Source organism: Pseudorhodobacter sp. W20_MBD10_FR17, assembly GCF_052119765.1.
In the GTDB taxonomy this organism is placed as follows: Bacteria; Pseudomonadota; Alphaproteobacteria; order Rhodobacterales; family Rhodobacteraceae; genus Pseudorhodobacter.
Window position 1 is genome coordinate 25,910 of sequence record NZ_JBGQOQ010000001.1, and the last position, 24,912, is coordinate 50,821.

Annotated in this window: 28 protein-coding genes; 13 read left to right on the forward strand and 15 right to left on the reverse strand. The window is 55.5% G+C overall.

All coding sequences use genetic code 11. The features are described 5' to 3' along the window. From ACEN2J_RS00150 to ACEN2J_RS00170, 5 genes are read right to left on the reverse strand one after another with little or no spacing between them, the layout of a single operon-like run. Positions 1–711 (reverse strand): flagellar hook-basal body complex protein, encoded by a 711-nt coding sequence (locus ACEN2J_RS00150; protein WP_442102276.1) that lies wholly within the window; start codon positions 709–711, stop codon positions 1–3. Then, positions 711–980: a flagellar biosynthetic protein FliQ gene (locus ACEN2J_RS00155; protein ID WP_442102278.1), complete on the reverse strand. Its 270-nt coding sequence runs from the start codon at positions 978–980 to the stop codon at positions 711–713. The genes ACEN2J_RS00150 and ACEN2J_RS00155 overlap by 1 nt, the downstream gene beginning before the upstream one ends. Then, a complete protein-coding gene (gene fliE, locus ACEN2J_RS00160; RefSeq protein ID WP_442102280.1) occupies positions 977–1,267 on the reverse strand; it encodes a flagellar hook-basal body complex protein FliE in 291 nt (96 codons plus the stop codon). The genes ACEN2J_RS00155 and fliE overlap by 4 nt, the downstream gene beginning before the upstream one ends. Positions 1,268–1,279: 12 nt before the next feature. Further along, entirely contained in the window at positions 1,280–1,660 is a 381-nt protein-coding gene (flgC, locus tag ACEN2J_RS00165; protein WP_442102281.1) for a flagellar basal body rod protein FlgC, read from the reverse strand. A gap of 3 nt (positions 1,661–1,663) precedes the next feature. Next, positions 1,664–2,047 carry a FlgB family protein gene (locus ACEN2J_RS00170; RefSeq protein WP_442102283.1) on the reverse strand — a complete coding sequence of 128 codons (384 nt, stop codon included), beginning with the start codon at positions 2,045–2,047 and terminating at the stop codon, positions 1,664–1,666. Positions 2,048–2,132: 85 nt separating this feature from the next. Here ACEN2J_RS00170 and ACEN2J_RS00175 point away from each other — a divergent pair, with 85 nt between their 5' ends. Beyond that, complete coding sequence (locus tag ACEN2J_RS00175) at positions 2,133–3,449, forward strand: FliI/YscN family ATPase (RefSeq protein ID WP_442102285.1); 1,317 nt, start codon at positions 2,133–2,135, stop codon at positions 3,447–3,449. Between the two features lie 17 nt (positions 3,450–3,466). Here ACEN2J_RS00175 and ACEN2J_RS00180 read toward each other — a convergent pair whose 3' ends face one another. The 6 genes from ACEN2J_RS00180 to ACEN2J_RS00205 all read right to left on the reverse strand — a co-directional run bounded on the left by ACEN2J_RS00180 (position 3,467) and on the right by ACEN2J_RS00205 (position 7,510). After that, on the reverse strand, positions 3,467–4,054 hold the full coding sequence (locus tag ACEN2J_RS00180; protein ID WP_442102286.1) for a DUF1217 domain-containing protein: 588 nt from the start codon (positions 4,052–4,054) through the stop codon (positions 3,467–3,469). A 206-nt stretch (positions 4,055–4,260) separates the two neighbouring features. Next, positions 4,261–4,665, reverse strand: a complete 405-nt coding sequence (flbT, locus tag ACEN2J_RS00185) for a flagellar biosynthesis repressor FlbT (protein ID WP_442102287.1) — start codon at positions 4,663–4,665, stop codon at positions 4,261–4,263. Then, positions 4,662–5,042 carry a flagellar biosynthesis regulator FlaF gene (gene flaF / locus ACEN2J_RS00190; RefSeq protein ID WP_442102289.1) on the reverse strand — a complete coding sequence of 127 codons (381 nt, stop codon included), beginning with the start codon at positions 5,040–5,042 and terminating at the stop codon, positions 4,662–4,664. The genes flbT and flaF overlap by 4 nt, the downstream gene beginning before the upstream one ends. An 82-nt stretch (positions 5,043–5,124) precedes the next feature. After that, a complete protein-coding gene (locus ACEN2J_RS00195; RefSeq protein ID WP_442102290.1) occupies positions 5,125–6,660 on the reverse strand; it encodes a flagellin N-terminal helical domain-containing protein in 1,536 nt (511 codons plus the stop codon). Positions 6,661–6,882: 222 nt separating this feature from the next. Further along, on the reverse strand, positions 6,883–7,221 hold the full coding sequence (locus ACEN2J_RS00200; protein ID WP_442102291.1) for a hypothetical protein: 339 nt from the start codon (positions 7,219–7,221) through the stop codon (positions 6,883–6,885). Next, positions 7,214–7,510, reverse strand: coding sequence for a rod-binding protein (locus ACEN2J_RS00205; protein WP_442102293.1), 297 nt, complete (start codon positions 7,508–7,510; stop codon positions 7,214–7,216). Before ACEN2J_RS00205 ends, ACEN2J_RS00200 begins: the two co-directional genes overlap by 8 nt. Before the next feature lie 120 nt (positions 7,511–7,630). Between ACEN2J_RS00205 and ACEN2J_RS00210 the strand changes: the two genes are divergently transcribed. From ACEN2J_RS00210 to ACEN2J_RS00220, 3 genes are read left to right on the forward strand one after another with little or no spacing between them, the layout of a single operon-like run. Next, positions 7,631–9,517, forward strand: coding sequence for a flagellar hook-length control protein FliK (locus ACEN2J_RS00210; protein ID WP_442102294.1), 1,887 nt, complete (start codon positions 7,631–7,633; stop codon positions 9,515–9,517). Between the two features lie 29 nt (positions 9,518–9,546). Continuing rightward, the gene (locus ACEN2J_RS00215; RefSeq protein ID WP_442102296.1) at positions 9,547–10,200 is read left to right on the forward strand and encodes a flagellar hook capping FlgD N-terminal domain-containing protein; all 654 of its coding nucleotides are present in this window, start codon (positions 9,547–9,549) and stop codon (positions 10,198–10,200) included. A gap of 47 nt (positions 10,201–10,247) precedes the next feature. Next, positions 10,248–11,075, forward strand: coding sequence for a phosphotransferase family protein (locus tag ACEN2J_RS00220; RefSeq protein WP_442102297.1), 828 nt, complete (start codon positions 10,248–10,250; stop codon positions 11,073–11,075). On the opposite strand, the gene ubiB is transcribed toward ACEN2J_RS00220, so the two are convergent. Together ubiB and ubiE are read right to left on the reverse strand one after the other, a co-directional pair. Beyond that, a complete protein-coding gene (gene ubiB / locus ACEN2J_RS00225; RefSeq protein ID WP_442102299.1) occupies positions 11,055–12,584 on the reverse strand; it encodes a 2-polyprenylphenol 6-hydroxylase in 1,530 nt (509 codons plus the stop codon). The two genes, ACEN2J_RS00220 and ubiB, sit on opposite strands and share 21 nt — an antisense overlap. After that, positions 12,585–13,337: a bifunctional demethylmenaquinone methyltransferase/2-methoxy-6-polyprenyl-1,4-benzoquinol methylase UbiE gene (gene ubiE / locus ACEN2J_RS00230; RefSeq protein WP_442102300.1), complete on the reverse strand. Its 753-nt coding sequence runs from the start codon at positions 13,335–13,337 to the stop codon at positions 12,585–12,587. A gap of 98 nt (positions 13,338–13,435) precedes the next feature. Between ubiE and mutM the strand changes: the two genes are divergently transcribed. The 9 genes from mutM to pcaD all read left to right on the forward strand — a co-directional run bounded on the left by mutM (position 13,436) and on the right by pcaD (position 23,807). Then, positions 13,436–14,287 (forward strand): bifunctional DNA-formamidopyrimidine glycosylase/DNA-(apurinic or apyrimidinic site) lyase, encoded by an 852-nt coding sequence (mutM, locus tag ACEN2J_RS00235; protein WP_442102302.1) that lies wholly within the window; start codon positions 13,436–13,438, stop codon positions 14,285–14,287. Positions 14,288–14,351: 64 nt separating this feature from the next. Continuing rightward, the gene (locus ACEN2J_RS00240) at positions 14,352–15,128 is read left to right on the forward strand and encodes an enoyl-CoA hydratase (protein WP_442102304.1); all 777 of its coding nucleotides are present in this window, start codon (positions 14,352–14,354) and stop codon (positions 15,126–15,128) included. A 238-nt stretch (positions 15,129–15,366) separates the two neighbouring features. Then, positions 15,367–15,642, forward strand: a complete 276-nt coding sequence (gene rpsT / locus ACEN2J_RS00245; protein ID WP_442102306.1) for a 30S ribosomal protein S20 — start codon at positions 15,367–15,369, stop codon at positions 15,640–15,642. Positions 15,643–16,154: 512 nt separating this feature from the next. After that, entirely contained in the window at positions 16,155–17,501 is a 1,347-nt protein-coding gene (gene dnaA, locus ACEN2J_RS00250) for a chromosomal replication initiator protein DnaA (protein WP_442102308.1), read from the forward strand. Between the two features lie 176 nt (positions 17,502–17,677). Further along, the gene (gene dnaN / locus ACEN2J_RS00255) at positions 17,678–18,796 is read left to right on the forward strand and encodes a DNA polymerase III subunit beta (RefSeq protein ID WP_442102310.1); all 1,119 of its coding nucleotides are present in this window, start codon (positions 17,678–17,680) and stop codon (positions 18,794–18,796) included. Positions 18,797–18,912: 116 nt separating this feature from the next. Further along, a complete protein-coding gene (gene recF, locus ACEN2J_RS00260) occupies positions 18,913–20,007 on the forward strand; it encodes a DNA replication/repair protein RecF (protein ID WP_442102312.1) in 1,095 nt (364 codons plus the stop codon). Further along, positions 20,004–20,429, forward strand: coding sequence for a VOC family protein (locus ACEN2J_RS00265; RefSeq protein ID WP_442102314.1), 426 nt, complete (start codon positions 20,004–20,006; stop codon positions 20,427–20,429). The genes recF and ACEN2J_RS00265 overlap by 4 nt, the downstream gene beginning before the upstream one ends. Before the next feature lie 80 nt (positions 20,430–20,509). Next, complete coding sequence (gyrB, locus tag ACEN2J_RS00270; protein ID WP_442102315.1) at positions 20,510–22,963, forward strand: DNA topoisomerase (ATP-hydrolyzing) subunit B; 2,454 nt, start codon at positions 20,510–20,512, stop codon at positions 22,961–22,963. A 58-nt stretch (positions 22,964–23,021) separates the two neighbouring features. Next, positions 23,022–23,807: a 3-oxoadipate enol-lactonase gene (gene pcaD / locus ACEN2J_RS00275; RefSeq protein WP_442102317.1), complete on the forward strand. Its 786-nt coding sequence runs from the start codon at positions 23,022–23,024 to the stop codon at positions 23,805–23,807. Here pcaD and ACEN2J_RS00280 read toward each other — a convergent pair. Together ACEN2J_RS00280 and efp are read right to left on the reverse strand one after the other, a co-directional pair. Further along, on the reverse strand, positions 23,804–24,214 hold the full coding sequence (locus tag ACEN2J_RS00280) for an SRPBCC family protein (protein WP_442102318.1): 411 nt from the start codon (positions 24,212–24,214) through the stop codon (positions 23,804–23,806). The two genes, pcaD and ACEN2J_RS00280, sit on opposite strands and share 4 nt — an antisense overlap. A 73-nt stretch (positions 24,215–24,287) precedes the next feature. After that, the gene (efp, locus tag ACEN2J_RS00285) at positions 24,288–24,854 is read right to left on the reverse strand and encodes an elongation factor P (protein ID WP_442102319.1); all 567 of its coding nucleotides are present in this window, start codon (positions 24,852–24,854) and stop codon (positions 24,288–24,290) included. Positions 24,855–24,912: the final 58 nt, after the last annotated feature.

A 24,912-nucleotide genomic window follows, 5' to 3' on the forward strand; every position in this document is an offset into this window, starting at 1 on the left:
CTATCGGCCAAGCGTTTGGATAAGGCCACGCATGCGCTCATCCTCTTTTTCAAGAAAGCCCTGCCCCATCTCATAGGCGCGCTGCACTTCAATCATCCGCGCGATTTCTGAAATTGGGTTAACGTTGCTTTCCTCGAGATACCCTTGGAGTATTGTCGCACCCTCTGTCGGCACCACTGCGTCACTGTTGAAAACAGTCCCGCCAGCGTGAGTCATTTTAAGGGGATCCTCCGGTTGCCAAAGGCCCAATTGAGCGATTGGCTGCCCATTCCCCGACAGCGTTCCGTCAGTTGAAAGCGCGATTCCACTAACGTCTGGCGGAATGAAAATCGGGGCGCCCCCCGCATCTAGCAAACGGTTGCCATCCAAGTTAACAAGCTCGCCTTCTGCGTTTGGCGTAAAGCTTCCAGCACGGGTCAGCGATTGGCCTTGCGGCGTTTCCACGAGGAAAAACCCCTCGCCCTGAATCGCGAAATCAAACGTACCACCTGTTTCAGACAAACCCGCTTGGCGCAAATCCATGTGCCGCGTGTTCCCTGTTGCCATAGAAAGCGATGGCCCATCCTCAACACGCTGAACATATTCCGAGAATATAACGCCCTCGCGCCGAAACCCTGTGGTCGATATATTTGCAATATTATGTGCGACAACTTGCATTTCGCGCATAAGGCCGGATTGACGTGTCAGGGCTGTATAAATGCCACCGTCCATCACTGCCCCCCTGCGATCAACGGAATGATACGATCCGTAAAAAAGCTAAGGAGTGTTGATGTCATATAGCTCATCGAGACCCAGAAAACGATCAGCATCGCCCCAACCTTGGGAACGAATGTCAAAGTCATTTCCTGTACCGAGGTGAGGGCCTGAAAGAGGCCCACAGTCACCCCTGCGATCAAGGCCACTGCAAGCAATGGTGCAGAAATCATCACTGCAATCCAAAGTGCCTGCCGCAGAGTGTCAAAGATGAGGCTCTCGCTCATACTGGCATCCTCAGTATTTCTTGATAGGCTTCGACAACCTTGTCGCGTACGGTGACCACCGTCTCAATCGCGGTTTCTGTGGCGGAAAGTGCCTGAACCAATGCGTGCGGGTCGGCATCGCCCACCATCGCCGCTTTGGCCGTAGCTTCGCCCGTCATCAAAGTATTGGCAAAACTTTCAGCGAGTTTTGAAAACCCCGCCGCAGCATCGTCAGACTGTGGCTCTGGAGCCGCAGCCTGACGGGCCTGCGCATAGGTTTGGGCGGCAATAGACGTTCTAATATCCATTCTGGATCTCCTTTATCTGCGCAAAATTTCAAACAGGCTCTGCGTCATTTGACGTGCCTGATCAAATAGTCTGAGGTTCGCCTCGTAGCTGCGCTGCGCTTCGCGCGCGTCAGCAATTTCGATCACCAAATCGACATTCGAGCCGTCATAGTGACCGGATTCATCTGCCAGCGGGTGGCCGGGATCATAGATTTGTGTCAATTCGCTGCGGTCAAGCCGCACCGGACCGGGCGTCACACCGTCACCATCAACCGCATCACGAAAGCTGATGGTTTTACGGTGATACCCAGGAGTATCAGCGTTCGCGATATTCTCGGATACATGTTGCAAGCGCTGTGCTTGCGCCTCCATTCCAGAGGCCGCTACTGCAAGGCTTTTGATAAGGTCAGCCATGATTTACCGCCCCCGACCAAGCGCCAATTTTACCATGTCAGATGAGCTGGTATAAATTGCGAGTGCCATATCATGCTGTTGGCGCACTTCGGCGGCCTTAACCATTTCCGCCTCGAGCGAGACCGAGTTGCCATTCGGCGAATCGCCGCCACGCTGGATCACGGCCTCTAGAGGCGCAGCGCTACCTGCGCCAAAATGGCGGGGCCGCGTAGCCCGCAGTCCTTCACTATATTGATCTGCATATGTTTTTGCAAAGTCCGGCAGATCCCGCGTTTTATAATCGGGGTTGTCTGCATGCGCCACATTTTGGGCAATGGTTCCCATACGGGTTCCGGCATGGGTCGCTAAAGCTTGCGCCATTCTGATTATCTCTAGCTTTTCGAACATCGGGGCTTCTCCCTCGAGGACAGTTCACTAAGGCTTAAGGGTGATTCCTTTAGAAAGGGTAAGCGTGAACAGAAGAGGAACCCAAATGTCCGAAATTTTTGATAGCCTTCGTGCCCGGATTTCACAGATCCCAATGACAAAACATATTGGCCGCATCGCCGCACTGACAGACGGAACCCTCCGTGTTTCGGGCCTTTCTCAATGCATTAGCCTTGGAGATCGTGTCACGATCCATGGCGAGACGGCGACAATCGGGGGCGAAGTACTAAGGCTCTCAAAAGAAGGGATTACAGTTTTACCGGATGGCTCCAGCGAAGGTTTGGCTATCAATGACATCGTTGAAATAGCCGGTCGCGCTGAAATTTCGCCTGACAATAGCTGGATTGGACGAATCATTGATCCCCTGGGCAGGGCAATTGATGGGCGACCTCTGTTGCCGGGGCCGCACGCAAGGACGCTCCGCGCGGCGCCGCCCCCACCCGCCGAACGGCGCGCCCTTGGTGAACGGCTAGAAACAGGGACAGCCGCATTCAACACGCTTCTGCCGTTGGTCCGCGGCCAAAGAATCGGCCTCTTTGCCGGCTCTGGCGTAGGCAAGTCGTCTTTACTGGGAAAGTTCGCACGGGGCGTCAACGCTGATGTTGTCGTTATCGCCCTTGTTGGCGAACGTGGCCGGGAACTGCGCGAATTTACCGAGCGCGTTCTGGGCCCGCAGGGCATGGCGCGGGCAGTCGTGGTTACGGCAACCTCTGACCAATCGCCACTCGTGCGCCGTCGCTGCATGTGGACGGCCATGGCCGTGGCCGAACACTTTCGAGATCAAGGCCTGCACGTTCTTCTTTTGGCCGACAGCATCACGCGCTTTGCCGAGGCACACCGCGAGGTTGCGCTTGCTGCGGGTGAGCAGGGCAATTTGCGTGGCTTTCCTCCCTCCACCTCGCACACCATCATGTCATTGGCCGAGCGTGCGGGGCCGGGCGCTGAGGGTAACGGCGATATTACAGCGGTTTTCACCGTGCTTGTCGCGGGGTCTGACATGGACGAACCTGTCGCTGACATTCTGCGTGGTGTGCTTGACGGCCATGTTGTGATGGATCGCGCCATCGCCGAACGCGGCAGGTTTCCAGCGATCAATCTTCTGCGTTCGGTGTCTCGCAGCCTACCCGACGCAGCGACCGAGGCCGAAAATGCACTGATTTCTGAGGCGCGCCGATTGCTAGGGGCCTATGAGCGTGCTGAAATGATGATCCAAGCTGGTCTCTATGCAAGCGGATCCGACCCACTTGTTGATGCAGCCATCAAGGTTTGGCCCGCCCTCGACGGTTTTCTCGCCGAGGATGGCGCAGCCGGTATTGCAAATAGCTTTAAGCGCTTGGAGGCCTGCCTAGCGTTGGGGAAATAAAGTTCCCCAAACGGATTTCAGCCAGCGTTTTGCAGCAGTGTAAGTGCGATGGAGGCTGAAGACGTCGCCGAAAAGCTTGCCAATGCCTCTGTCCGCAATAAAAATTTGCGGACAAGAGATTCTATCTTATCAGGGTCGCTGAACTGCGAGACCTCATCGCTGCCAAAGACTTTGCTGGCCTTTTCCTTGAAGGTTGACAGTTGCACATCAATATCGAGCGAGGAAAAACTACTCGGCAGCCCCAAGGCGCCCTCAAAAACAGTGCGCAGCGGCTCACTTCCCATAACCGTATACCATTTTGCATCATTGCTAATGCTTCGCGCTGATAAGGATGTCAGCTCACGTTCTGCGTTCAAGCCAAGGCGCAGATTTTCGTCTTGAACACCAACAGCCGTTTCAAATTGCCGCGTGCGATAGGCCTCTAATGTTTTATCTGCAAAATCAGAAAGCTTGTTTCGCGGAACTGTGTAATCCCCAAACCCAAAAGCCTTTGAAAACGCGAGGTATTGTTTGTCCGACAGCTTGTTCGCCAGCGACGTACTGTCTAACGCGCCCTCTTCCAGAACCTTCTTGATAAAGAACCGATTGTCGATATCGTCGTCCAAACCATAGGCACCAAGGGCCACCGTCAAAAGCCGCCGGTCCGAAACCAACTCTTCCGCAGTATTGATTGTCCCAATATTGGCGCGGAAATAATCCTCATCCCGCACCAATTCCGCTGATTTTTGAAAGGTTTCTTCCTGGGCAGGCATAGTCCTTTTCAGGAATGCCCACCCAGAATAGCCACTGAACGGCACAATGGGCGTAAAGCTCATGATGGGCAGGCGGCGAACAACCGCTCCTCTCGGGGCAATAAGCTGCGCAACGCCTTTAGGACCTGATAATGGTTGTTTTCCAAAACACTCGCCGTTGCTTGGTTAAGCTGTAGACGACTGTCATGGTCGGTCAAAATCTGGCTTAACTGCTCTATACCCCGTAACAACTGCAACCTTGCCTGCTCTGGCTCGGCATCGCCAGACAGCACCAGTTGTGCGATATAGCACACCCTGCGCACAGGCGTCGTCACTTCCTCGGGGTGGATCGCATCGCGCAGCCGCAGAATATTCGCGTTTGGCGTCATAATCGCCAATTTTGACCGACGATCGCCATTTTCAATGACAGCACCGTTAATAAGCACACGCTCATGCGGCCCAAGCTTAAGGACAAGCCCTGTCATACGCTTGCCCCGCCGCCACGCAGGCCGCGCATAACAGCCGTGTTGATTTCGACCAAAACTTCCGCGTTTGCCGTTCCATCTAAAACCTTGCGGCTGTGTTCCGTCGTAAACTCATAAAGATAGAAAAGCTGGGCCCGCAAAGGCGAGGGAAGCTCATTCCCAATATCAGCAACATCAACGGCCAGCGTTCGCCACATTTTTCCGTTTTCATACAAAGCAGAGACGAGCGCCGAATGGTTTTGTTTGCGTTGCGCCCAAGCAGTCGACAAGCCGCGGGTCATACGCACAAACAATTCATATTCAACCGCGCGCGCATTTCGGGCTGGGGCATCAGGACGCGCATAGGCATCGCGTGCAAGGGTATTCATCATATTCATGGCGGTGGGTCCTTCCGGGAATGTGGGAAATCAGTGAAACGATTGGGGCGCGAACGCATACGCGCCCCGATCGGAACTGTTATTACCGGAACAGTGACAAGATCGACTGTGGCGACTGGTTCGCAATCGACAAAGCCTGAACACCCAACTGTTGTTGCACCTGCAAAGCCTGCAACCGCGCCGAGGTTTCTTCCATATCGGCGTCTACCATCGAACCAATACCAGACTTCAAAGAATCCGACAGGCTGCTGACAAAGTCAGATTGGATATCAATCCGGTTTTGCGCCGAACCAAACGAGGCCGCTGCATCAATCGAGGTGCTGATCATGGTTTCGATGTTTGAAAGCGCTGCTTTTGCACCATCAGTGGTCGTAACATCAATAGCATCAAGGCCATACAAACCGCCCGAGGCTTCACCACCCGTTGTCACAGTTAGGCTCATGGCGCGACCGCCAGTAGTATCATCAACTGCCAACGACCAAGCACCCGTAGTCGAGTTTTGCTGCACTTTTGTGGAAATGCCCGCACTTGCCTCAGAATCAATGGCCGTCTTTAGGCCACGCGCCACATCCTCCATGGTTTCGCCCTTGCCGGCGGTATAGGCGTAGTCTTTGCCCGCAATCGCAACTTTAAAGCTAGTTCCATTAACCGGTACCGCCGTCGCAGAAAAGTCAATGGTTTCGGCGCGCTGCTCTACTTTGCTGTTGGTCGTCGCGTTATAGGCAAAGCCGTTTCGGTTGGTGTTGGTCAGCTGCGTGCCACCAGTCGTCACGTCCATGCCTTCAAAAGCATTGGAATTGGAAATGGTAAGCGTGCCAGTTGTCGCAGATGCGGTAATACCTGCAAGCCCTAAGGCGTTGATCTGGCCAGCAAAGTTGTCGGCCATCGCTGTGTTGGTAACGATACCATCAGTCGTGTAGTTGATCGATGTACCGTTAATATTCAACGAGTAGTTGTTACCGGTTGCCGTTGCAGCCGCAACAGTAATGACGGCAGATTTACCAGCAGCTGCCGTCGTCGTACCTGTGATCGCCGGTGTCGGCGTCGCTGACGGGGGAGCAATCGAACCATAGTTGATCGTGGATGCCCCCACAGTACCAGTTTTACCTGCACTCGTCGTCAGGTCCATCCGGCTAACGCTGATCTGCGAGGCAGAGACGCTACCATCACTGGAACGGTCCAACGAAGACAGAATACTGACATCATCGGTGCCGCTGACCATATTCAAACCGTTGAACTGGGCAGCGCCGGTCACCGATTTGATCTGCTCGGTCAACGCGGTAATATCGGCCTGAATCTTTTCACGATCAACGTTGCCCTCTTGAGCGGCTACAATCTTACCCTTGATCTCGGTCAAAAGGTCGGTCGTTGTTTCAGCCGCTTGGCGTGCAACCGAAATAGTAGACGAGCCAAGCGACAAGCTATCGGAAATACCCGAAAACCCTTTTACATCGCTTTCCATCACTTTCGAAATCGCCCAAACGGCAGCGTTATCTTTGGCGTTTGAAACAGATTGTCCGGTCGAGATCTCATTTTGGATCTGGTTCATATTCTTGTTGATGCCTTTCAGCGTCTGCAAGGCCACCATTGCGCTGTTGTTAGTAAGAATCGAAGACATGTTTGGTCCCTTCAAAGGGCCGGCGCTTTGCGCACGGCAGATAAGCCATCCACAGATGGCGAGAGGGGCATTTTGCCATTACCCAGGGGTCTTATCCCCAAGGCGCCACCCCATTTGGGATGCAAGACCATTCATCGCTTGAAACTGCTAACGGAGTCCTAAACTCGCAATTATTGTTCGAAAGCAATAGGTTGAATTTTATCCAAAGCTTTCGAAAATTCCTTACAAACGGGTTTTCATCCCACCAACAGGTCCACCAATTCTATGCGTTTTGCCCGCATTGTCATAGGTTTGAACGCCCGAACGTGCCGCCACAATTTCTGCCAGCCGGCGGCGTGCAGCCCGGACGCCACGCCCAGCCGCCTCTAAGGCGAGTGCATTTTTCTTCGCCATATCCCGCAAAGCCTCTATCCTTGCGCCTTCCGTTTCCCCGTCCAGATCCTCCAAAGCGGCATTTGTTTGCATGGCAAGCGCGCCAATAGCGGCCAGTTCGCCACGTCTCAGGGCTTTCGCTGTATCACCGACCAGTTTTTCCAACCGTTCCAAAGCACCATTACTCATTGATATAACCCCCCTTAACCACGCCATTAGACATTGCCCGAAACAACACTTCGGTTAGGCCAATGCCACCCGCCTCTACCATCGCTTTCGCCTGCTCTTGGCGCAGAAACGATGAAAACTGCTCTTCGCCAATCCCACCGCCAAAGCTTTCTATTGGCGCGCCCAGCCCGGCATAGCCCAGCATTTCGGCTAAAAAAGCTGTCTCCAGCTCGGCCGCTTTTTCATGTAACGGGTTTGGTTGCGGGGATTGCGCAGCCCTTATTACGGACATTTGAATCGATGGTGTCATTACCTTCTCCTGAATAAAACGCATTTTCTGCATTGTGGGGGATCTCGGTAAACAACCAGTAACCAGTTGCGTGGATAGTGAGGGAATACCAAAGTGGAGGCGGCAGAAGCCGATGACCCTATGACCAAGACAGATTTTTCCGTCCTTGCAGCGCCGAAATCGCAAACGAGCGGCCCTGCCAGAACTGGTGGCCTCATGGATGGCGACGGCGCTTTTTTGGCCTATTTGGGGCAGGAAACCGTAAAAAAGCAGTCCCGTGATCCGCTTTCCACCCTGCATGCGACCTATCCACAATCGGTAGAGCCTTCGTTTGCCCCAGCGGACGGCATGATTCGCACGGCAAATAAGCAGACCGAGCAATCGGGGGCTGAGCCGCTACCTATGGCAGAGGGGAGGCTAAATTTTGACCTGCCAGCTAACGGTTTAAGTCCTGCAAATCCGCAGATCGCGGACCCAGACCTTACCAACCTCGCAGACGAATCAGCCGTTCAGATTGACGACGCGATGCTGAACGCTATATCCGCTCGCCTTGGCGCCGAAACGCCTGCGCAGTCTTTAATCCATTCCCCTAAAGACGGAATCGCCACGGCCCAGCCACCGACGGCACCGCCACATGGCCCTGGGTTGGCGATGGCAGAGCCTTCCAAAGCCTTCAGAAACGGTGTTCAGCAGACCGATACTCTTGATGAACAAACCTTAGAAAACGTAATGCTAGGCCAGTCTTACAGTGAAGCTGGATCACGATCAGCCGCGAAAACTTCGGAACAAATGTCACCGACAACCAGCCAACCTCATGCCTCGTCCACAGACAATTCGACATCGGCCCCAGCAAGCACTTTGTCATCAACATTCGCCAAACGACACGCCTTCCAAACCTCGGAACTGGCGCAAAGTGACAATGGCGAGTCAAAGGCACAACAAACGACCAAACTACAAAGACTAGGCGACAATAGCCCAATAAACGCTGGGCCTGCTGCGGCATTGGCCAGCCCGAAAACTGGCCTTGGTGGTGAACTGCCCCCCGTAAACGTTCCCGCTGAATTTGATGCGGTAACAAACACAAAGGCTACAGCCATAGACCAAGCTCTGCTTACGCAAGGTACCGTTTCTCGGATAACAAGCTTGCCATCATCCCTCGAGAAGGCCCAACAAAACATAAACCAAATTGCGCCCCAGATTGCCCAATCTGCACCGACAAGAGAGTCGGAGATTCTCAAGCCACAGCTCGCCAGATACGGTACTGACGTGAGCCTCACACCGTCACGGGCCGAGCCGCAAGACTCTGCGGTCCCGCTCGCGCAAGGCCTTGGCGTACAGGTGCGCACACTCTTGCAGCCCCCCCCCCAACAGACTGGCGCTATTCAAACCGCGCCGCCTGTCGTTCAAGATGGACCAGATAAACGCGGCCCTGAAACTGCCGTGAACAGCACAAGCATCGCCCGCACTAAAAGCCCAGATATGGCAATTGCGCCGATTGGTGACCCCTCTGATCCGGCTCAATATTCCGAGAAAAAATCTCTGTATGGAAGCGTTTTTGCTTCAACCGGATTCTCTACAACAACCACAAGCTCAACTACGCAAGCATTTAATGTGCAGCCGAATGCCGTACCTGTTTCCGCCATTGCAGAGCAAATAAAAGCACATTCAACCGCGGGAAAACCCTCCACAATCGAGTTAACTCTGACCCCCGAAGACCTAGGGAAAATCCGGCTCGTGATGGTTCCGGAAGGTGATAAAATTCGGATCGTCGTCCACACGGACCGCCCCGAAACGCTGGACTTGATTCGCCGGAACACCGATGCGTTTTCGGCGGACCTGCGCCAAGCAGGCTATAGCAACGCATCTTTCAGCTTTAGTGGCTGGAACGGCCGCCAGACGGACCACCAAAACCAACACAGTTCAAACCCAAATTACGACTTGCCTGCTGATGATGCACAGCCTTCCCCTGCCACCCCAAAACCTCAGGCAAGTCAGCCCAAACTTGGCGGCCTTAACCTTCGGGTTTAGACGGCGCGCGCAACTTAGAAAGAGATAGAATGGAAATCACATCCGCCACAACGCAGAGCACTTCGGTCACGCAATCCAGTCCAAGCGCTACAATTTCTTCCGATTTTAATACATTTTTAAAAATGTTGACCACGCAATTGCAGAACCAAGACCCGCTAAACCCAATTGATTCTTCCGATTATGCAGTTCAGCTCGCCACTTTCTCTAGCGTTGAGCAGCAGACCCTAACCAACCAAAAGCTGGATACATTGGTGGGGCTTATGGGGGTTCAAGGCATGACACAACTGGCCCCATGGGTTGGCCAAGAGGCGCGCAGCACAGCGCCCGTTTACATGGATGGCACGCCCGTGTCTTTGCCTCTCAGCCCCGAAACCGGCGCGGATAGCGCGGTTTTGGTGGTCAAGGATCAAAGCGGCACAACCGTTGCCCGCGAGGCCGTTCCCCTACAATCCGCAGAGTTCACGTGGACAGGCCAAAGCATTACTGGCGCAAACCTGCCCACGGGCATCTATAGCCTAAACTTGGAAAGCTATAGCGACGGCGTGCAAATCGCCAATGAAACCGTTGAAAGTTATGCAAAAATTCAAGAGGTGCAATCCAGTACAAGCGGGCCGCGCCTGATTCTGACCGGCGGAGTTTCACTGGCAGCCGATCAAATCACGGCCTTGCGCAATGCCAATTAACGTGGCCACTTGCTCAGGCCCATACAGGCGGGGTAACCTGCTGATGTATGAACTTGCACAGCCCCACCCCCAATTTGCGCGATGCCGTCATTCAGGCAGTCCCATCGCTGGATGGACCTTGGCATAAGCTTGAGGGCGGACGCGTTAACCTTTTGTGGCGCGCAAATGATATGGTGATCAAGCAGTACCAGCACGGTGGCGCAAGCCCGCTTTTCCCCAATGACCCGCAAGCCGAGGCCAATGCTTTAACCTATTTAGCCCCGTTTGATGCGGCCCCAAAACTGGTAGCGCTTGGGTCGGGATGGTTGGTTTATCATTATTGCCATGGTGCGGCATGGCAGTTTGGCCCAGAATACCCCGCCCACACCTTGGCACGGCTGCATCAAATTCCTGTTCCGCAAGGCATATTTCGGGCCGCGCCAAGCGGAAGCGCCCAACTGTTAGCGCAGGCCAAGGCCATTGCCGCCCTCTGTGCCGCACGCTTGCCGCCTGCGCCACTTGATCCTGACCTTGCACCTGGCCCAGTTTGCCTCATCCATGGCGACGCCGTTCCGGGCAACTTTATCCTAGATCAAGGGCGCACAACCCTAATTGACTGGCAGTGCCCGGCAATCGGGGATCCTGCCGAAGATATTGCAACTTTCTTGTCACCCGCGATGCAATGGCTTTATCGTGGTGCCCCCTTAACGGCCCAAGAAACAAAGTCGTTTCGGGATGCCACGCCCGCAAAAAACCTTGCACGTTATGACCGACTTGCGATGATATACCATTGGCGTATGGCCGCGCACTGCCTTTGGAAGGCAGAGCACGATGCGCCGGACTATGCACAAGCGCTACAACTGGAACTGGCGGCGCTACAAAGCTTGGCCGAGTAAAACACCGGCTAACGCAAGCGCGGCCCCAAGCACCATCCACGCTGCCGGATGCAGTCCACGGCTTTCCGGAGCAGGCATTTCTGGTCGTGATTGGCGCACCAACTGCGCCTCGACCAAACGCGGCAGCTTTGGTCCGAATCGCGCCAGCACCATTGCCGTTTTTTGCAAATCCCGCAGCAAAGCCTTTGGCCCCACATTGTCTTTGATATACCCTTCGACGATCGGCTGCGCATCGTTCCAAATATTGGTCTGCGGATTCAAACTGCGTGCAACGCCTTCGACCACAACCATCGTACGTTGCAGCAAAATCAACTCGGTACGAGTTTCCATGCCAAAGCGTTCGGTCACCTCAAACAGATAGGCCAACAGCCGCGCCATCGAAATCCGCGTTGCATCCATCCCGAAAATTGGCTCACCCACAACCCGCAACGCGCGTGCGAACTCATCAATGTCGCGATCAGCAGGCACATAGCCAGCCTCAAAATGCACCTCGGCAACGCGGCGATAATCACGACGGATAAACCCAAAAAGAATCTCGGCATAAACGCGGCGGGTGTATTCATCCAACCGCCCCATAATTCCGAAATCATAGGCGATAATATCGCCATTCGCCGCCACCTTTAGGTTGCCTTGGTGCATATCGGCATGAAAATATCCGTCGCGCAGAGCATGTTGCAAAAATAACTGCAACACGCGTGACGCCAAAACCTTGCGGTCAATCCCTGCCGCATCAATCGCGGCATTGTCGGCCATGTTGATGCCCTCGGCCCAATCCATCGTCAGAACTGTGCGCCCTGACAGGTTCCAAATCGGCTTGGGCACCTGAAAGCCTTCGTCCTTAGCGGTATTCACCACAAACTCGCCCGCCGCCGCCGATTCAAGCCGCAAATCCAGCTCGCCCTGAACAACGCCGTCAAAATGCGTCACCACATCAAGCGGCCGCAGACGCCGTGATGCGGGCGACAAAAACTCAATCACACCTGCGGCAAAGTAAAACGCGTCGATATCTTTGCGAAACGCCCGTTCAATGCCTGGCCGCAGCACCTTTACCGCCACCTCTTGGCCTGTTTCGGCCAGCGTTGCGCGATGCACCTGCGCGATGGATGCCGCAGCAACCGGGTCGGAAAACGTCGAGAAAATTTGATCCACCGGCTCTGCCAGTTCCGCCTCAATCATCGCTTTTGCGACTGATACCGGAAAGGGCGGCAGCTTGTCTTGCAGGTATTTCAGCTGCAACGCCAGCTCATCCCCCACCACATCGGGACGGGTGCTCAGGATTTGGCCAAACTTAATATAGGCCGGCCCCAGCGCGGTAAGCGCCCGTGTCGCAGGCGGCAAAGTCGGGTCGCCCTTCAGGCCCAGCCATTTAAACGGCCAGCCCAAAATCCGCGCCACAAACCGCAGCCGTGGCGGGGCTTCAAACGCCTCGAGCACCACGCCAATCGCGCCCGTCCGTTCAAAGGTGGCCAGCGTGCGCACCAAGCGGATAATGTTATGCGGGCCGCGCATCTACAGCTTCCACCCCGAATGGAGTGCGGCCACACCCATCGTCAGGTTGCGGTATTTTACTTGGTCAAAACCGGCCTCGCGGATCATACCCGCAAAGGTTTCCTGATCTGGAAACTTACGAATACTTTCAACAAGATATTGATAGCTATCACGGTCATTCGCAATCACCTGCCCCATCACAGGGATCACATTGAACGAATACAGATCATAAGCCTTTTGCATCGCCTCATTCGGCAATTGGCTGAATTCCAGTACCATCAGCCGCCCGCCGGGGCGCAGCACACGGTACGCCTCACGCAGAGCATCAGCAATGCGCGTCACGTTCCGAATACCAAAAGAAATCGTGTAAACGTCAAAGCTGTTGCTGGCGAACGGCAGCGCCATCGCATCGCCAACCACCCAGTTCAAATCCTCGGCCATGCTCTCGGCCTCGGCCCGCTGACGGCCTGCAACCAACATGCTTTCGGTCATGTCACACACAACCGCACTCGCCCCCGGCGCGCGTTTTAGAAACCGGAATGACACATCGCCCGTGCCGCCCGCCACATCCAACAGCTTTTGCCCTGGGCGCGGCGCCAGCCAATCCATCATGGCGTCTTTCCAAATCCGGTGGATACCGAATGACATCGCGTCATTCATCACATCGTATTTGCTGGCCACTTTTGTGAACACGCCATGCACCATTCCGGCCTTGGCGCCTTCGTCAACGGTTTGAAAGCCGAAATGCGTGGTTTTATCGTTGCTATCGGTCATGGCCAGCCCTTGCACCCTTGCGATTGGTCTCTCTGCCCTCTTTATAGGGTGATGGCACGGCGCTGCAATGCGCCCATCTGTCCGAAAGGCCGCGTATCATGCCCGAACTGCCCGAAGTTGAAACCGTCCGCCGTGGGTTAGAGCCTGTAATGACAGGCCAGACCATCACGCATGCAGCGGTAAACCGCCCCGATCTGCGCTGGCCCTTTCCGCCGCGCATGGCCGAACGCCTAACGGGGGTGCAGGTCACAGGCCTGCGGCGGCGCAGTAAATACATCCTTGCCGATCTTTCGACTGGGGAATCACTGCTGATTCATCTTGGGATGTCGGGTCGTATTCTGATTTCGGGTGCGATGCAGGGTGATTTTCACTACGATCACCCCGCGCCCGCCAAGCATGACCATGTTGTCCTGAACATGGGTAACGGCGCGCGGATCACCTTTAACGATGCCCGCCGCTTTGGTGCGATGGATCTGTTGGAAACCGCGCTTGGCGATGCCCACCCCTTGCTGGCAAAAATCGGGCCGGAACCCTTTGGCAATGCGTTCAACGAAACCTATTTGGCCAAGGCGCTAAGCAGCCGCAAAACCCCGATCAAAACCGCGCTTTTGGATCAGCATGTCATCGCCGGTTTGGGAAATATCTACGTGTGTGAGGTACTTTACCGCGCAGGCTTGCACCCTGCCCGCCCCGCAAACGAACTGCCCGCCAAATCCATCGCTGGCCTCGTCCCCATTATCCGCGATGTGCTGACAGAGGCGATAGAGGCTGGCGGCTCTTCCTTGCGCGACTACCGCCAAGCCGATGGCGAGCTGGGTTATTTCCAGCACAAGTTCCGCACATACGGACGTGAAAATGAGCAATGCACAACCAAAGGCTGCACATCCACAATCGAACGCATCGTACAATCCGGCCGTTCCACCTTCTTCTGCCCCAAATGCCAGAGATGACTTGAACCTGCCCCCAGCCCTGTTAGAGATCAGCCTCAAGGATAAAGCCAAAAGGACGTGCTAGATGGCCTATGAAACACTGATCGTCGAGATCGAGGATTATATCGCCCAAATCCGCCTTAACCGGCCCGACGCGTTGAACGCGTTGAACGCGAAAATGCTGACCGAGCTGGCAACAGTGCTGCAAGCGGCCGATGCCAATGATAAGGTGCGCTGCATCATAATCACCGGTTCGGAAAAGGCCTTTGCCGCCGGTGCCGATATTAAGGAAATGGCAGGGCTCAGCTTTGTCGATGCCTATAGCGCCAACCTGTTCGGCGGCATCAGCGACACCATGCAAGAGATTCGCAAACCCATCATAGCTGCGGTATCCGGCTATGCATTGGGCGGCGGGTGTGAACTGGCGATGGCGTGTGATTTCATCATCGCCTCGGACACTGCCAAATTCGGCCAGCCCGAAATTAACCTCGGCGTCATCGCCGGTTTTGGTGGCAGCCAGCGCCTGACACGTTTCGTTGGCAAGTCTAAATCGATGGATATGCACCTGACCGGCCGCAACATGGACGCAGCCGAGGCCGAGCGCTGCGGCCTTGTATCGCGCGTTGTGCCCGTTAAATCATTAATGGAAGAGGCGAAAAAAGCCGCGACCAAAATCGCTGAAAAATCGCAGATTACCGCGATGGCCGCAAAAGAGGCCGTGAACCGCAGCTATGAAACCACGCTGCGCGAAGGCCTGCTGTTTGAACGCCGCCTATTCCACTCGCTGTTCGCGACCGAGGACCAAAAAGAAGGCATGGCCGCCTTTCTTGAAAAGCGCACACCGCAGTTCCGCGACCGCTAAGGCATAACACAGCCACGCCTGCGCATAAATTGATTTGCAATCACTCCAATTCAGATTGATTGCAAATCGCCTGAGCCGTTTTACCCTTTCCATACGCGGCATTTTGGCATATACGGCGCGTTGAAATGCGCGTGGGCCCGCTTAAGGCAAGAATCATTTTCGCTGATATGGGCGGAAGTCTTGGGTCTATTGCGTATAGCGAAATATAAACGATCCAGACGAATAGGAATTCTGTCCCATGGCTAATACGTCCCAATCCAAAAAACGCGCTCGTCAGGCAGATGCCCGTCACGATGTAAACAAAGCACGTCGTTCGCGCATCCGCACATTCTTGCGCAAAGTTGAAGAAGCCATTGCTTCGGGTGACCAAGCTGTCGCCATTGAAGCACTGCGCGCAGCACAGCCAGAACTGGCACGTGGCGTCACCAAAGGCGTTCTGCACAAGAACACCGTTTCGCGCAAAATCTCGCGCTTGTCGTCGCGCGTAAAAGGTTTGGCAACCCCTGCGGCATAATGCCAAAGGGCAGGTATTTTTCGAAATATCTTGTTAAAAACCCAATAAAAATTGACAAAAAGGCGCATGTTACATGCGCCTTTTTTGCATTCACCACCTCGCAAAAACCGCGAGTCGTGGCCAAATTACACAGCCCCTCAGATTCGATTCAACCAAAACTCTGTCAACAGCGAAGATCGGTTGCTCTGCCCACAGACGGGTTGCTAACTTACCCAAGCGATTCACTTCGTCCTGGGGGACAAAACGTGACCGCGTTCTACATGGGTTAGGTAACTTTGCCCCGCGCTTGCGGTGCCTATTTCTATTGAACGGGTTCGCCTGATACTGGCAGTTGCACACCTGCAGCTCTCATCATTTGGCAACAACCGATACAGGCTCGCTGTACCGGTTGCGTGTTTTTTGTCCTACCGCTTGCGGTGCCTTTGGCACCCTCGCTCCATGACACAGTGCATCGCATAAAGGCCTTAATCCTGTTGCAGGAGTGGGGTGGGGACGATGAGCTAGGTAGTGGTATGACGAACGAAGGCTGGGTAGAAATTCGCGAAGACCTGCGCAAGCGGGTAGGCAAAGACAACTATGTTACATGGATCGAACCCCTGAAGCTTTCGGGCCTGACGAATGGCGTTGCCAGCTTTGCGGTTCCGACAAGTTTCTTTGGTGATTGGGTAAAGCGCAATTTCGCTGAGCATATTCTGAACCATATGAACCGCGCAGGCAAAGAGGTAGAGCGCGTTGAATTTGCGACAGAACGCAATGCGGCGCCCCAACCCGCAGCAACAACTGCTGCACCCCGCAAAAAACCTATCGAGGACAAAGACGTCCCCGGTGCGCCGCTCGACAGCCGCTTTACCTTTGACAGCTTTGTCGTGGGCAAACCGAACGAACTGGCCCATGCCGCAGCACGCCGCATGGCAGAAGGTGGGCCTGTCACCTTTAACCCGCTTTTCCTGTATGGCGGCGTTGGTCTTGGTAAAACCCACTTGATGCATGCGATTGCGCATGAATTGCAAACCCGCCAGCCCGAACTGCGCGTGCTGTACCTGTCAGCCGAACAATTCATGTATCGATTCGTTCAGGCCCTGCGTGAACGTCAGATCATGGATTTCAAGGAACTCTTCCGTTCCGTTGACGTGCTTATGGTCGATGACGTGCAATTCATCGCCGGCAAAGACAGCACCCAAGAAGAGTTTTTCCACACCTTCAACGCGCTGGTCGATCAAAACAAACAAATCGTTATATCGGCAGATTGCGCCCCCGGCGAAATCAAAGGTCTTGAAGAGCGTATTAAATCGCGTCTGCAATGCGGCCTTGTGGTCGATCTGCACCCAACCGATTACGAGCTTCGCCTTGGCATCCTTCAGCAAAAGGTCGAGTTTTATCACACTCAATACCGCGACCTGAAAATCGCGCCCGGCGTGCTGGAATTTCTGGCCCATCGCATTTCCACCAACGTCCGTGTTCTCGAAGGCGCGTTGACCCGTCTTTTCGCCTTTGCCAGCCTTGTTGGCCGCGAAATTACGCTGGACCTGACCCAAGATTGCCTTGCCGACATCCTGCGCGCCTCGGATCGCAAGGTCACGATTGAAGAAATTCAGCGCAAAGTGTCCGAGCATTACAACATTCGCCTGTCGGATATGATCGGGCCCAAGCGCGTGCGTACCATCGCACGTCCGCGACAAATCGCGATGTATCTGTCCAAGCAACTGACCAGCCGCAGCCTGCCCGATATCGGCCGCCGTTTCGGTGGGCGCGACCACACGACCATCATGCATGGCGTACGCAAGATCGAAGAACTGATGACCGGTGACAGCCAGCTTTCAGACGATTTGCAAATGCTAAAGCGTCTGCTGCAAGGCTAAATGGGCAGCAGAGTCACAATATCGCATCGTTTTGCAGCTTGAACCGAGGTTAACGGCAGCTTATCCCTTGTGGAACGGCGAAAACCCGCTAACTTCGGCCTCCCTGCGGTAGAAAACGCAGAGTGACGCGCCAGTGCAAAAGGCGGGCAAAGGCCAGACGGGCAAAGGGACGAAACATGAAGATCAGCATTGAACGCGGCACGCTTTTGAAAGCCGTTAGCCAAGCCCAATCCGTGGTAGAGCGGCGCAATACGATTCCAATCCTCGCCAACGTGTTGATCGAGGCCGAGGGTGACAAGGTGTCCTTCCGCGCCACTGACCTTGACATTGAGGTGGTCGATAGTGCCCCCGCCGTGGTTGAACGCGCCGGTGCCACCACCGTTTCCGCCGTTATGCTGCATGAAATCGTGCGCAAACTGCCCGATGGCGCCTTGGTAAACCTGTCCGAAGATGCCGCCTCTGGCCGTCTGACAGTGACTGCTGGCCGGTCTAACTTTAACCTTGCGACCCTGCCGAAAGAAGATTTTCCGGTTATGGCCAGCTCGGAATACTCGTGCACTTTCTCGGCCCCTGCTCCGCAGTTGCGCCGCCTGTTCGATAAGGCGAAATTCGCCATCTCGACCGAGGAAACCCGTTACTACCTGAACGGCGTTTACATGCATGTCGCAACCGGCGAAAACGGCCCCGTTTTGCGCTGCGTCGCCACAGATGGCCACCGCCTTGCCCGCATCGACTCGCCCTTGCCCGAAGGCGCGAACGGTATGCCCGGCGTGATCGTGCCGCGTAAAACTGTGAATGAGCTGCGCAAACTGTTGGATGATGACGAGGCGATGATTTCAGTCTCGGTGTCGGAAACCAAAGTCCGGTTCGCGACTCCCGCCATTTCGATGACCTCCAAAGTCATCGACGGCACCTTTCCCGATTACACCCGCGTTATCCCTGTGGGCAACACAAAGCGGCTAGAGGTCGACGCGTCGGAGTTTGCCAAGGCCGTGGACCGTGTGGCCACTGTGTCGTCAGAACGCTCGCGCGCTGTGAAGCTGTCACTCGATGAGGACCGCTTGGTGCTGTCGGTCAGCGCCCCCGATTCTGGTGCCGCCGAGGAAGAGCTTGCTGTGGCTTACGGCGATGAACGTCTGGAAATCGGCTTTAACGCAAAGTACCTGCTGGAAATTGCCAGTCAGGTTGATCGTGAAAACGCGGTGTTCTTGTTCAACTCCTCGGGCGATCCTACCTTGATGCGCGAAGGCAATGATACCAGCGCCATTTATGTTGTGATGCCGATGCGCGTTTAACGCGCGTAAGGAACAACCCGACCGCTGGGGGTCACACTCCCGGACCCGAACCAAACGCCGGGGGTTTCACACCCCCGGCCCCCCGTGGGATATTTTTACCGAAAAGAAAGACCGGAATGGCGGGTTTTGCGATCACCGATCTGGGCTTGTCGCATTTTCGCAGCCACCGCTTGGCGCGACTGTCGTTTGACGGGCGGCCTGTTGCGCTGATCGGTCCGAATGGCGCGGGTAAGACCAATATCCTTGAAGCCGTGTCTTTGCTGTCGCCCGGCCGGGGTTTGCGGCGTGCGGGGGCTGACGATCTGTCGCGCAAGCCGGAAAGCCTTGGTTGGAAGATTACCGCCAATTTGAACAGCAAAAACGCAGCGCATGAGGTGGAAACCGGCGCCGACGCTGGCCAGACCCGCCATGTGCGTATCGATGGTAAGTTGGCAACCCAAGTCAGCCTTGCCCGCATCACCCGCGTTCTTTGGCTTGTGCCCGCGATGGACCGCCTTTGGATTGAGGCCGCGGAAGGCCGTCGTCGGTTTTTGGATCGCATGACGCTTAGCTTTGCTCCAGATCATGCCGAGGCCGTGCTGGGCTATGAAAAGGCGATGCGTGACCGCAACCGTTTGCTGAAAGATCAGGTTCATGATGCGCATTGGTACCGTGCGCTTGAGGTGCGGATGGTCGAGACAGCCACCCAGATCGACAGCAACCGCAACGATACATTGGCGCGCCTTAGGACCGCACAGCACGATTGCGACACCAGCTTTCCCACCGCGGAGCTGACCATCACCAACCCCGAGCCGATTGCAGATTTGGCCCAAGCCTTGGCCGAGAACCGCCGCCGCGATATGGCAGCCGGCCGCACACTGACCGGCCCGCATCGCGCCGATTTGCAGGGGGTTTATGCCGACAAAGGTGTTGCCGCTGATCAATGCTCAACCGGCGAACAAAAGGCCCTGCTGATCAGCCTTATCCTTGCCAACGCCCGCGCATTGGCCGCAGATATCGGCGCTGCGCCGATTATACTGCTGGATGAGGTGGCCGCCCATCTAGATACCCAGCGCCGCGCTGCATTATACGATGAAATCTGCGCTTTGGGCGCGCAGGCCATAATGACCGGTACTGAGGCCGCGTTGTTTGACAGCCTAGGCCCCCGCGCTCAATGTTTCCAAGTAACCGAATCCGCCAACCAATCCCAGACCGAGGAGATTCAGCTATGACCCCACAACGCGTGACCCTGATTACCCTCGGCGTGGCCGATCTGGCAGCATCCCGTGCGTTTTATGCGCGCCTGGGTTGGCAGGAACATTGCCAAAGCCAAGAGGGCGTTGCTTTCTTTCAAATGCATGGTGCAGTTTTGGGTCTGTTTCCACTGGATGAACTGGCCAAAGACCAAGGCCGCCCTGATGCCAAGCTCGGCACAGGTGCCATAACGCTGGCCCAGAACTTTGCAACCGAGGCCGAGGTTGATACAGCCTTTGCCGCAGCTCTTGCCGCAGGTGGGGCCAAAGTAAAAGCGCCTGAAAAGGTGTTTTGGGGCGGCTATTCCGGCTATTGGTCCGACCCGGATGGCCATGCCTGGGAGGTGGCGATGAACCCGTTTTGGCCCCTGCACGATGATGGCAGCCTAACCCTGCCATAAACCGCTAAATCTTGTGTCTTGGGCGTGACAATCCGGTCCGAAAGGCCTATAAATTGGGCCAGAGTTCAAGGAAAGTCCGCATGACCGAAGAAGCTAAAAAGCCGGCCGAGTATGGCGCAGATTCTATCAAAGTTCTCAAAGGCTTAGAGGCTGTTCGCAAACGCCCAGGCATGTATATCGGCGATACCGATGATGGCTCGGGTCTGCACCACATGGTGTATGAGGTGGTCGACAACGGTATTGATGAGGCACTGGCCGGCCACGCTACCGCCGTCACGGTCAAAATCCACGCCGATAGCTCGGTTTCGGTGCGCGATAACGGGCGCGGCATTCCGGTTGATATCCACAAGGAAGAAGGCGTGTCCGCGGCCGAGGTTATTATGACCCAGCTGCACGCTGGCGGCAAATTCAACAACACGGATGAGGATGGCAACGCCTACAAGGTTTCCGGCGGTCTGCACGGCGTGGGTGTTTCGGTTGTGAACGCGCTGTCCGATTGGCTGGAACTGCGCGTTTGGCGCAATGACAAAGAATACTTTGCCCGCTTTGAAAACGGCGATTGTGTTGAGCATGTGCGTGAGGTTGGCCCCGCCCCCGGCGAAAAGGGCACCGAGGTGCGCTTTATGGCCTCGGCCAAAACCAATCGCCCAGATGGTACATTTTCCAACCTCGACTACAGCTTTAAAACGCTGGAAAACCGTCTGCGCGAACTGGCCTTCCTCAACTCTGGCGCGCGTATCATCGTGATTGATGAACGCCCTGCAGAGACGTTGAAAACCGAGCTGTTTTATGAAGGCGGCGTGCGCGAATATGTCAAATACCTCGACCGCTCTAAAACCTCGATCATGCCTGAGCCGATTTATATCATTGGTGAAAAGGGCGGTATCGTGGTGGAAATTGCGATGTGGTGGAACGACAGCTACTTTGAAAACGTGCTGCCCTTTACCAACAACATCCCTCAGCGCGATGGCGGCACCCACCTTGCTGGCCTGCGCGGCGCGCTGACCCGCACCATCAACAACTACGCGCAATCCAGCGGCATTGCTAAACGGGAAAAGATTGATTTCACCGGCGATGACGCCCGCGAAGGTCTGACCTGCGTGTTGTCGGTCAAAGTGCCCGATCCGAAATTTTCCAGCCAAACCAAAGATAAGCTGGTTTCCAGTGAGGTCCGCGCCGCCGTAGAAGGCATGGTGAACGAAAAGCTGGCCGAATGGTTTGAGGAAAACCCAAGCAACGCAAAAATCATCGTCGGCAAGATTGTTGAGGCCGCTTTGGCCCGTGAAGCCGCCCGTAAAGCCCGCGATCTGACCCGCCGCAAATCACCGTTGGATATTTCTAACCTGCCCGGAAAACTCGCCGATTGTCAGGAAAAAGACGCCTCCAAGGCCGAACTGTTCCTCGTCGAGGGGGATTCGGCTGGTGGCTCTGCTAAACAAGGCCGTAGCCGCCAGAACCAAGCCGTTTTGCCGCTGAAAGGTAAAATCCTGAACGTTGAGCGTGCGCGCTTTGACCGGATGCTGGGGTCTCAGGAAATCGGCACGCTGATCACCGCGATGGGCACCGGCATTGGCCGCGACGAATTCAATCTGAAAAAACTGCGCTACCATAAAATCATCATCATGACAGACGCTGACGTCGACGGCGCACACATCCGTACCCTTCTGCTGACCTTCTTCTTCCGGCAAATGCCGCAGTTGATTGAGGCAGGGCACCTGTATATCGCGCAACCGCCGCTGTACAAAGTGGCGCGTGGAAAATCCGAGGTCTATCTGAAAGACCAAGCCGGGCTTGAAGATTATCTGATCGAGCAGGGCATCGACGGTGCGATCCTCCGCATGTCCTCGGGTGAAGAAATCGCAGGCAGCGACCTTGTTCGCGTGATTGAAGGCGCACGTCAGTTCCGCCGGATTTTGGATGCCTTTCCAACGCATTACCCGCGTAACATTTTGGAACAAGCCGCCCTTGCCGGCGCGTTTGATGCGGGCAAGGCCGATTCCGACCTTCAAGCCGTGGCTGACAAAGTCGCCCAACGTCTCGACGCCGTTGCCACCGAATATGAGCGCGGCTGGACTGGCCGCATCACCCAAGATCACGGTATCCGCCTTGCCCGCGTGCTGCGCGGGGTTGAGGAAATCCGCACGCTGGATGGTGCTGTTTTGCGCTCGGGTGAGGCGCGCCGCCTGTCCCAAGTGTCCGCCCCGCACCGCGATGTTTACGCAGGCAACGATGGCAACTTGGTCCGCAAAGACCGCAACACCACCATCAACGGCCCCATTGACCTGCTAAAGGCGATTCTGGCCGAGGGTGAAAAAGGCCTGTCGCTGCAACGCTATAAAGGCTTGGGCGAAATGAACCCCGAACAGCTGTGGGAAACCACTTTGGACCCCGAGGCACGCACGTTGTTGCAAGTAAAAGTCGAAGATTTGGCCGAGGCTGACGATATCTTTACCAAACTGATGGGTGACGTCGTGGAACCCCGCCGCGAGTTCATCCAGCAAAACGCACTCAGCGTCGAACATCTGGACTTCTAAACTGATGTCTGAACTAGGGGGCCGCAGCACTTTGCGGTCCTAACCATAGGAGGCGATTATGCAGGTACTCACCCGTCCTTGGGGCCAAATGCACACGCGCATTGACGGGCCAAAAGATGCCCCGACCGTGGTGTTTTCCAACTCGCTCGGCACCGATTACCGGCTGTGGGATGATGTTTTGCCGCTGCTGCCTGCGGGCATCCGCACCCTGCGCTATGATAAACCCGGCCACGGATTGTCGGATATGGCCGGCGATTACAGCATCGACGACCTCGCCGATGATGCCGCAGCCTTGATACAAGCCCATAGCAATACACCGGTTCTGTTCATCGGCCTTTCGGTCGGTGGCCTGATCGCACAAGCCGTTGCCGCCCGCCATCCCAGCCTGATTAACGGCCTTGTGCTGTCAAATACCGCAGCCAAAATCGGCACGGATGAGATGTGGCAAACCCGCATCGATACCGTTGCAAAACATGGCATGAAGGCGATCACTGACAGCACGATGCAACGCTGGTTCGCACCAAGTTTCCAACAAAATTCACAGCTTGCGCAATGGCGCAATATGCTGGAACGTACCCCAGCGAGTGGCTACATAGCCACCAGCAAGGCCATTTCCCGCGCCGATTACACGGCCAACGCGCCCCAGATCACCGTACCAACCCTGATGATCGCAGGTGAGCATGACGGTGCAACGCCACCCGCCTTGGTGAAGGCTACGGCAGTCCTGATTCCCAACGTGCAATATGTTGAAATCGCGGGTGCCGGCCACTTGCCCTGCGCCGAACGCCCAGCCGATTTTGCGGCGATTCTTGCGCCCTTCATCCAGCGCTGCCTAAACCTTTAGCCCACAGCACTTTCAACATACCGCTTAAAGCGATCCAAAATCGCCTGCCAACCGGCTTTTTGCATCTCAACCGGATGTGTATCTTCGGCGTCGAACGCTTCGCGCACCAACACACCGCCCGCGACCTGTGCAAATTCCACACGCAGGGCGCGGCCGCCAAAAACCGCCTCAATCAGGCGCGGCGCTTCGATCTGTGTATATTCTCCTGCAAAATCAAAGCCCATACTGCCGTCCTTGGCTTCCATCCGCGAGGTAAACTGCCCACCAACAATCAGGTCCACTGTCGCCGCCGTGGTGTGCCAATCGTCAGATGCAGTATTCCATTTCACGATATCCGCAGGTGTGGTCCAGCAGGCCCAAACCCGTTCGATTGGCGCGTTCACAGTCGTTTCTACCAGAATCTTCATGCCACCCCCCAATTTCCAAACATAAAAAACCCCACCACAACGGGCGGGGCTTTCCATTACGCTAGCACAAAAATCAATCCTTGGCGCGTTCAACATAAGAGTTGTCTTCGGTGTTGATCACGATCCGCGTGCCAACCCCGATATGCGGCGGCACCATCACGCGCACTTTTTCGTCACACAGCGCCGGCTTGTACGAAGACGACGCGGTTTGCCCCTTCACGACAGGCTCGGTCTCGGTCACTTCAACGGTCAACCGCTGCGGCAATTCAATCGCGATGCACACGCCGTTAAACGTCTTCAAAGACACTTCCAGCCCGTCTTTCAAAAACACCGCTGTGTCGCCGATTACATCGTCTTGCACCGAAAGCTGGTCAAAGCTGACAGGCTCCATAAAATGGTAACCTTCGGTATCAGCGTACAAAAAGTTGTATTTGCGCTCGTCCACATGCGCGCGCTCTACCTGCTCGGTCGTGCGCCAGCGCTCGGATACCTTCACGCCGTCCAAGATCCCGCGCATGTTCACCGATGTCGTCGGCGTGCCCTTGCCGGGGTGGAAGTTTTCAGCAGTCAGAACAACATAGAGCTTGTCGTTCATCTCAACGACATTACCCTTGCGCAGCGAGGAGGCGATGACTTTCACGCGAATTTCCTTGTACTTAAGTCGCCCGTCACCTAATGCGCGGGCCGTTGGCGCTAGG

What these genes read in the sequence shown, in the direction of transcription:
- gyrB (WP_442102315.1), top strand. Translation starts at nt 20,510, where the DNA reads ATGACCGAAGAAGCTAAAAAGCCGGCCGAGTATGGCGCAGATTCTATC.
- mutM (WP_442102302.1), top strand. Translation starts at nt 13,436, where the DNA reads ATGCCCGAACTGCCCGAAGTTGAAACCGTCCGCCGTGGGTTAGAGCCT.
- rpsT (WP_442102306.1), top strand. Translation starts at nt 15,367, where the DNA reads ATGGCTAATACGTCCCAATCCAAAAAACGCGCTCGTCAGGCAGATGCC.
- ACEN2J_RS00155 (WP_442102278.1), bottom strand. Translation starts at nt 980, where the DNA reads ATGAGCGAGAGCCTCATCTTTGACACTCTGCGGCAGGCACTTTGGATT.
- ACEN2J_RS00195 (WP_442102290.1), bottom strand. Translation starts at nt 6,660, where the DNA reads ATGTCTTCGATTCTTACTAACAACAGCGCAATGGTGGCCTTGCAGACG.
- pcaD (WP_442102317.1), top strand. Translation starts at nt 23,022, where the DNA reads ATGCAGGTACTCACCCGTCCTTGGGGCCAAATGCACACGCGCATTGAC.
- recF (WP_442102312.1), top strand. Translation starts at nt 18,913, where the DNA reads ATGGCGGGTTTTGCGATCACCGATCTGGGCTTGTCGCATTTTCGCAGC.
- ACEN2J_RS00150 (WP_442102276.1), bottom strand. Translation starts at nt 711, where the DNA reads ATGGACGGTGGCATTTATACAGCCCTGACACGTCAATCCGGCCTTATG.
- ACEN2J_RS00215 (WP_442102296.1), top strand. Translation starts at nt 9,547, where the DNA reads ATGGAAATCACATCCGCCACAACGCAGAGCACTTCGGTCACGCAATCC.
- ACEN2J_RS00170 (WP_442102283.1), bottom strand. Translation starts at nt 2,047, where the DNA reads ATGTTCGAAAAGCTAGAGATAATCAGAATGGCGCAAGCTTTAGCGACC.
- ACEN2J_RS00240 (WP_442102304.1), top strand. Translation starts at nt 14,352, where the DNA reads ATGGCCTATGAAACACTGATCGTCGAGATCGAGGATTATATCGCCCAA.
- flbT (WP_442102287.1), bottom strand. Translation starts at nt 4,665, where the DNA reads ATGACAGGGCTTGTCCTTAAGCTTGGGCCGCATGAGCGTGTGCTTATT.
- dnaN (WP_442102310.1), top strand. Translation starts at nt 17,678, where the DNA reads ATGAAGATCAGCATTGAACGCGGCACGCTTTTGAAAGCCGTTAGCCAA.
- ACEN2J_RS00200 (WP_442102291.1), bottom strand. Translation starts at nt 7,221, where the DNA reads ATGAGTAATGGTGCTTTGGAACGGTTGGAAAAACTGGTCGGTGATACA.
- ACEN2J_RS00210 (WP_442102294.1), top strand. Translation starts at nt 7,631, where the DNA reads ATGACCAAGACAGATTTTTCCGTCCTTGCAGCGCCGAAATCGCAAACG.
- ACEN2J_RS00280 (WP_442102318.1), bottom strand. Translation starts at nt 24,214, where the DNA reads ATGAAGATTCTGGTAGAAACGACTGTGAACGCGCCAATCGAACGGGTT.
- flgC (WP_442102281.1), bottom strand. Translation starts at nt 1,660, where the DNA reads ATGGCTGACCTTATCAAAAGCCTTGCAGTAGCGGCCTCTGGAATGGAG.
- fliE (WP_442102280.1), bottom strand. Translation starts at nt 1,267, where the DNA reads ATGGATATTAGAACGTCTATTGCCGCCCAAACCTATGCGCAGGCCCGT.
- ACEN2J_RS00220 (WP_442102297.1), top strand. Translation starts at nt 10,248, where the DNA reads ATGAACTTGCACAGCCCCACCCCCAATTTGCGCGATGCCGTCATTCAG.
- ACEN2J_RS00175 (WP_442102285.1), top strand. Translation starts at nt 2,133, where the DNA reads ATGTCCGAAATTTTTGATAGCCTTCGTGCCCGGATTTCACAGATCCCA.
- flaF (WP_442102289.1), bottom strand. Translation starts at nt 5,042, where the DNA reads ATGAATATGATGAATACCCTTGCACGCGATGCCTATGCGCGTCCTGAT.
- ACEN2J_RS00265 (WP_442102314.1), top strand. Translation starts at nt 20,004, where the DNA reads ATGACCCCACAACGCGTGACCCTGATTACCCTCGGCGTGGCCGATCTG.
- ACEN2J_RS00205 (WP_442102293.1), bottom strand. Translation starts at nt 7,510, where the DNA reads ATGACACCATCGATTCAAATGTCCGTAATAAGGGCTGCGCAATCCCCG.
- ubiE (WP_442102300.1), bottom strand. Translation starts at nt 13,337, where the DNA reads ATGACCGATAGCAACGATAAAACCACGCATTTCGGCTTTCAAACCGTT.
- dnaA (WP_442102308.1), top strand. Translation starts at nt 16,155, where the DNA reads ATGACGAACGAAGGCTGGGTAGAAATTCGCGAAGACCTGCGCAAGCGG.
- ubiB (WP_442102299.1), bottom strand. Translation starts at nt 12,584, where the DNA reads ATGCGCGGCCCGCATAACATTATCCGCTTGGTGCGCACGCTGGCCACC.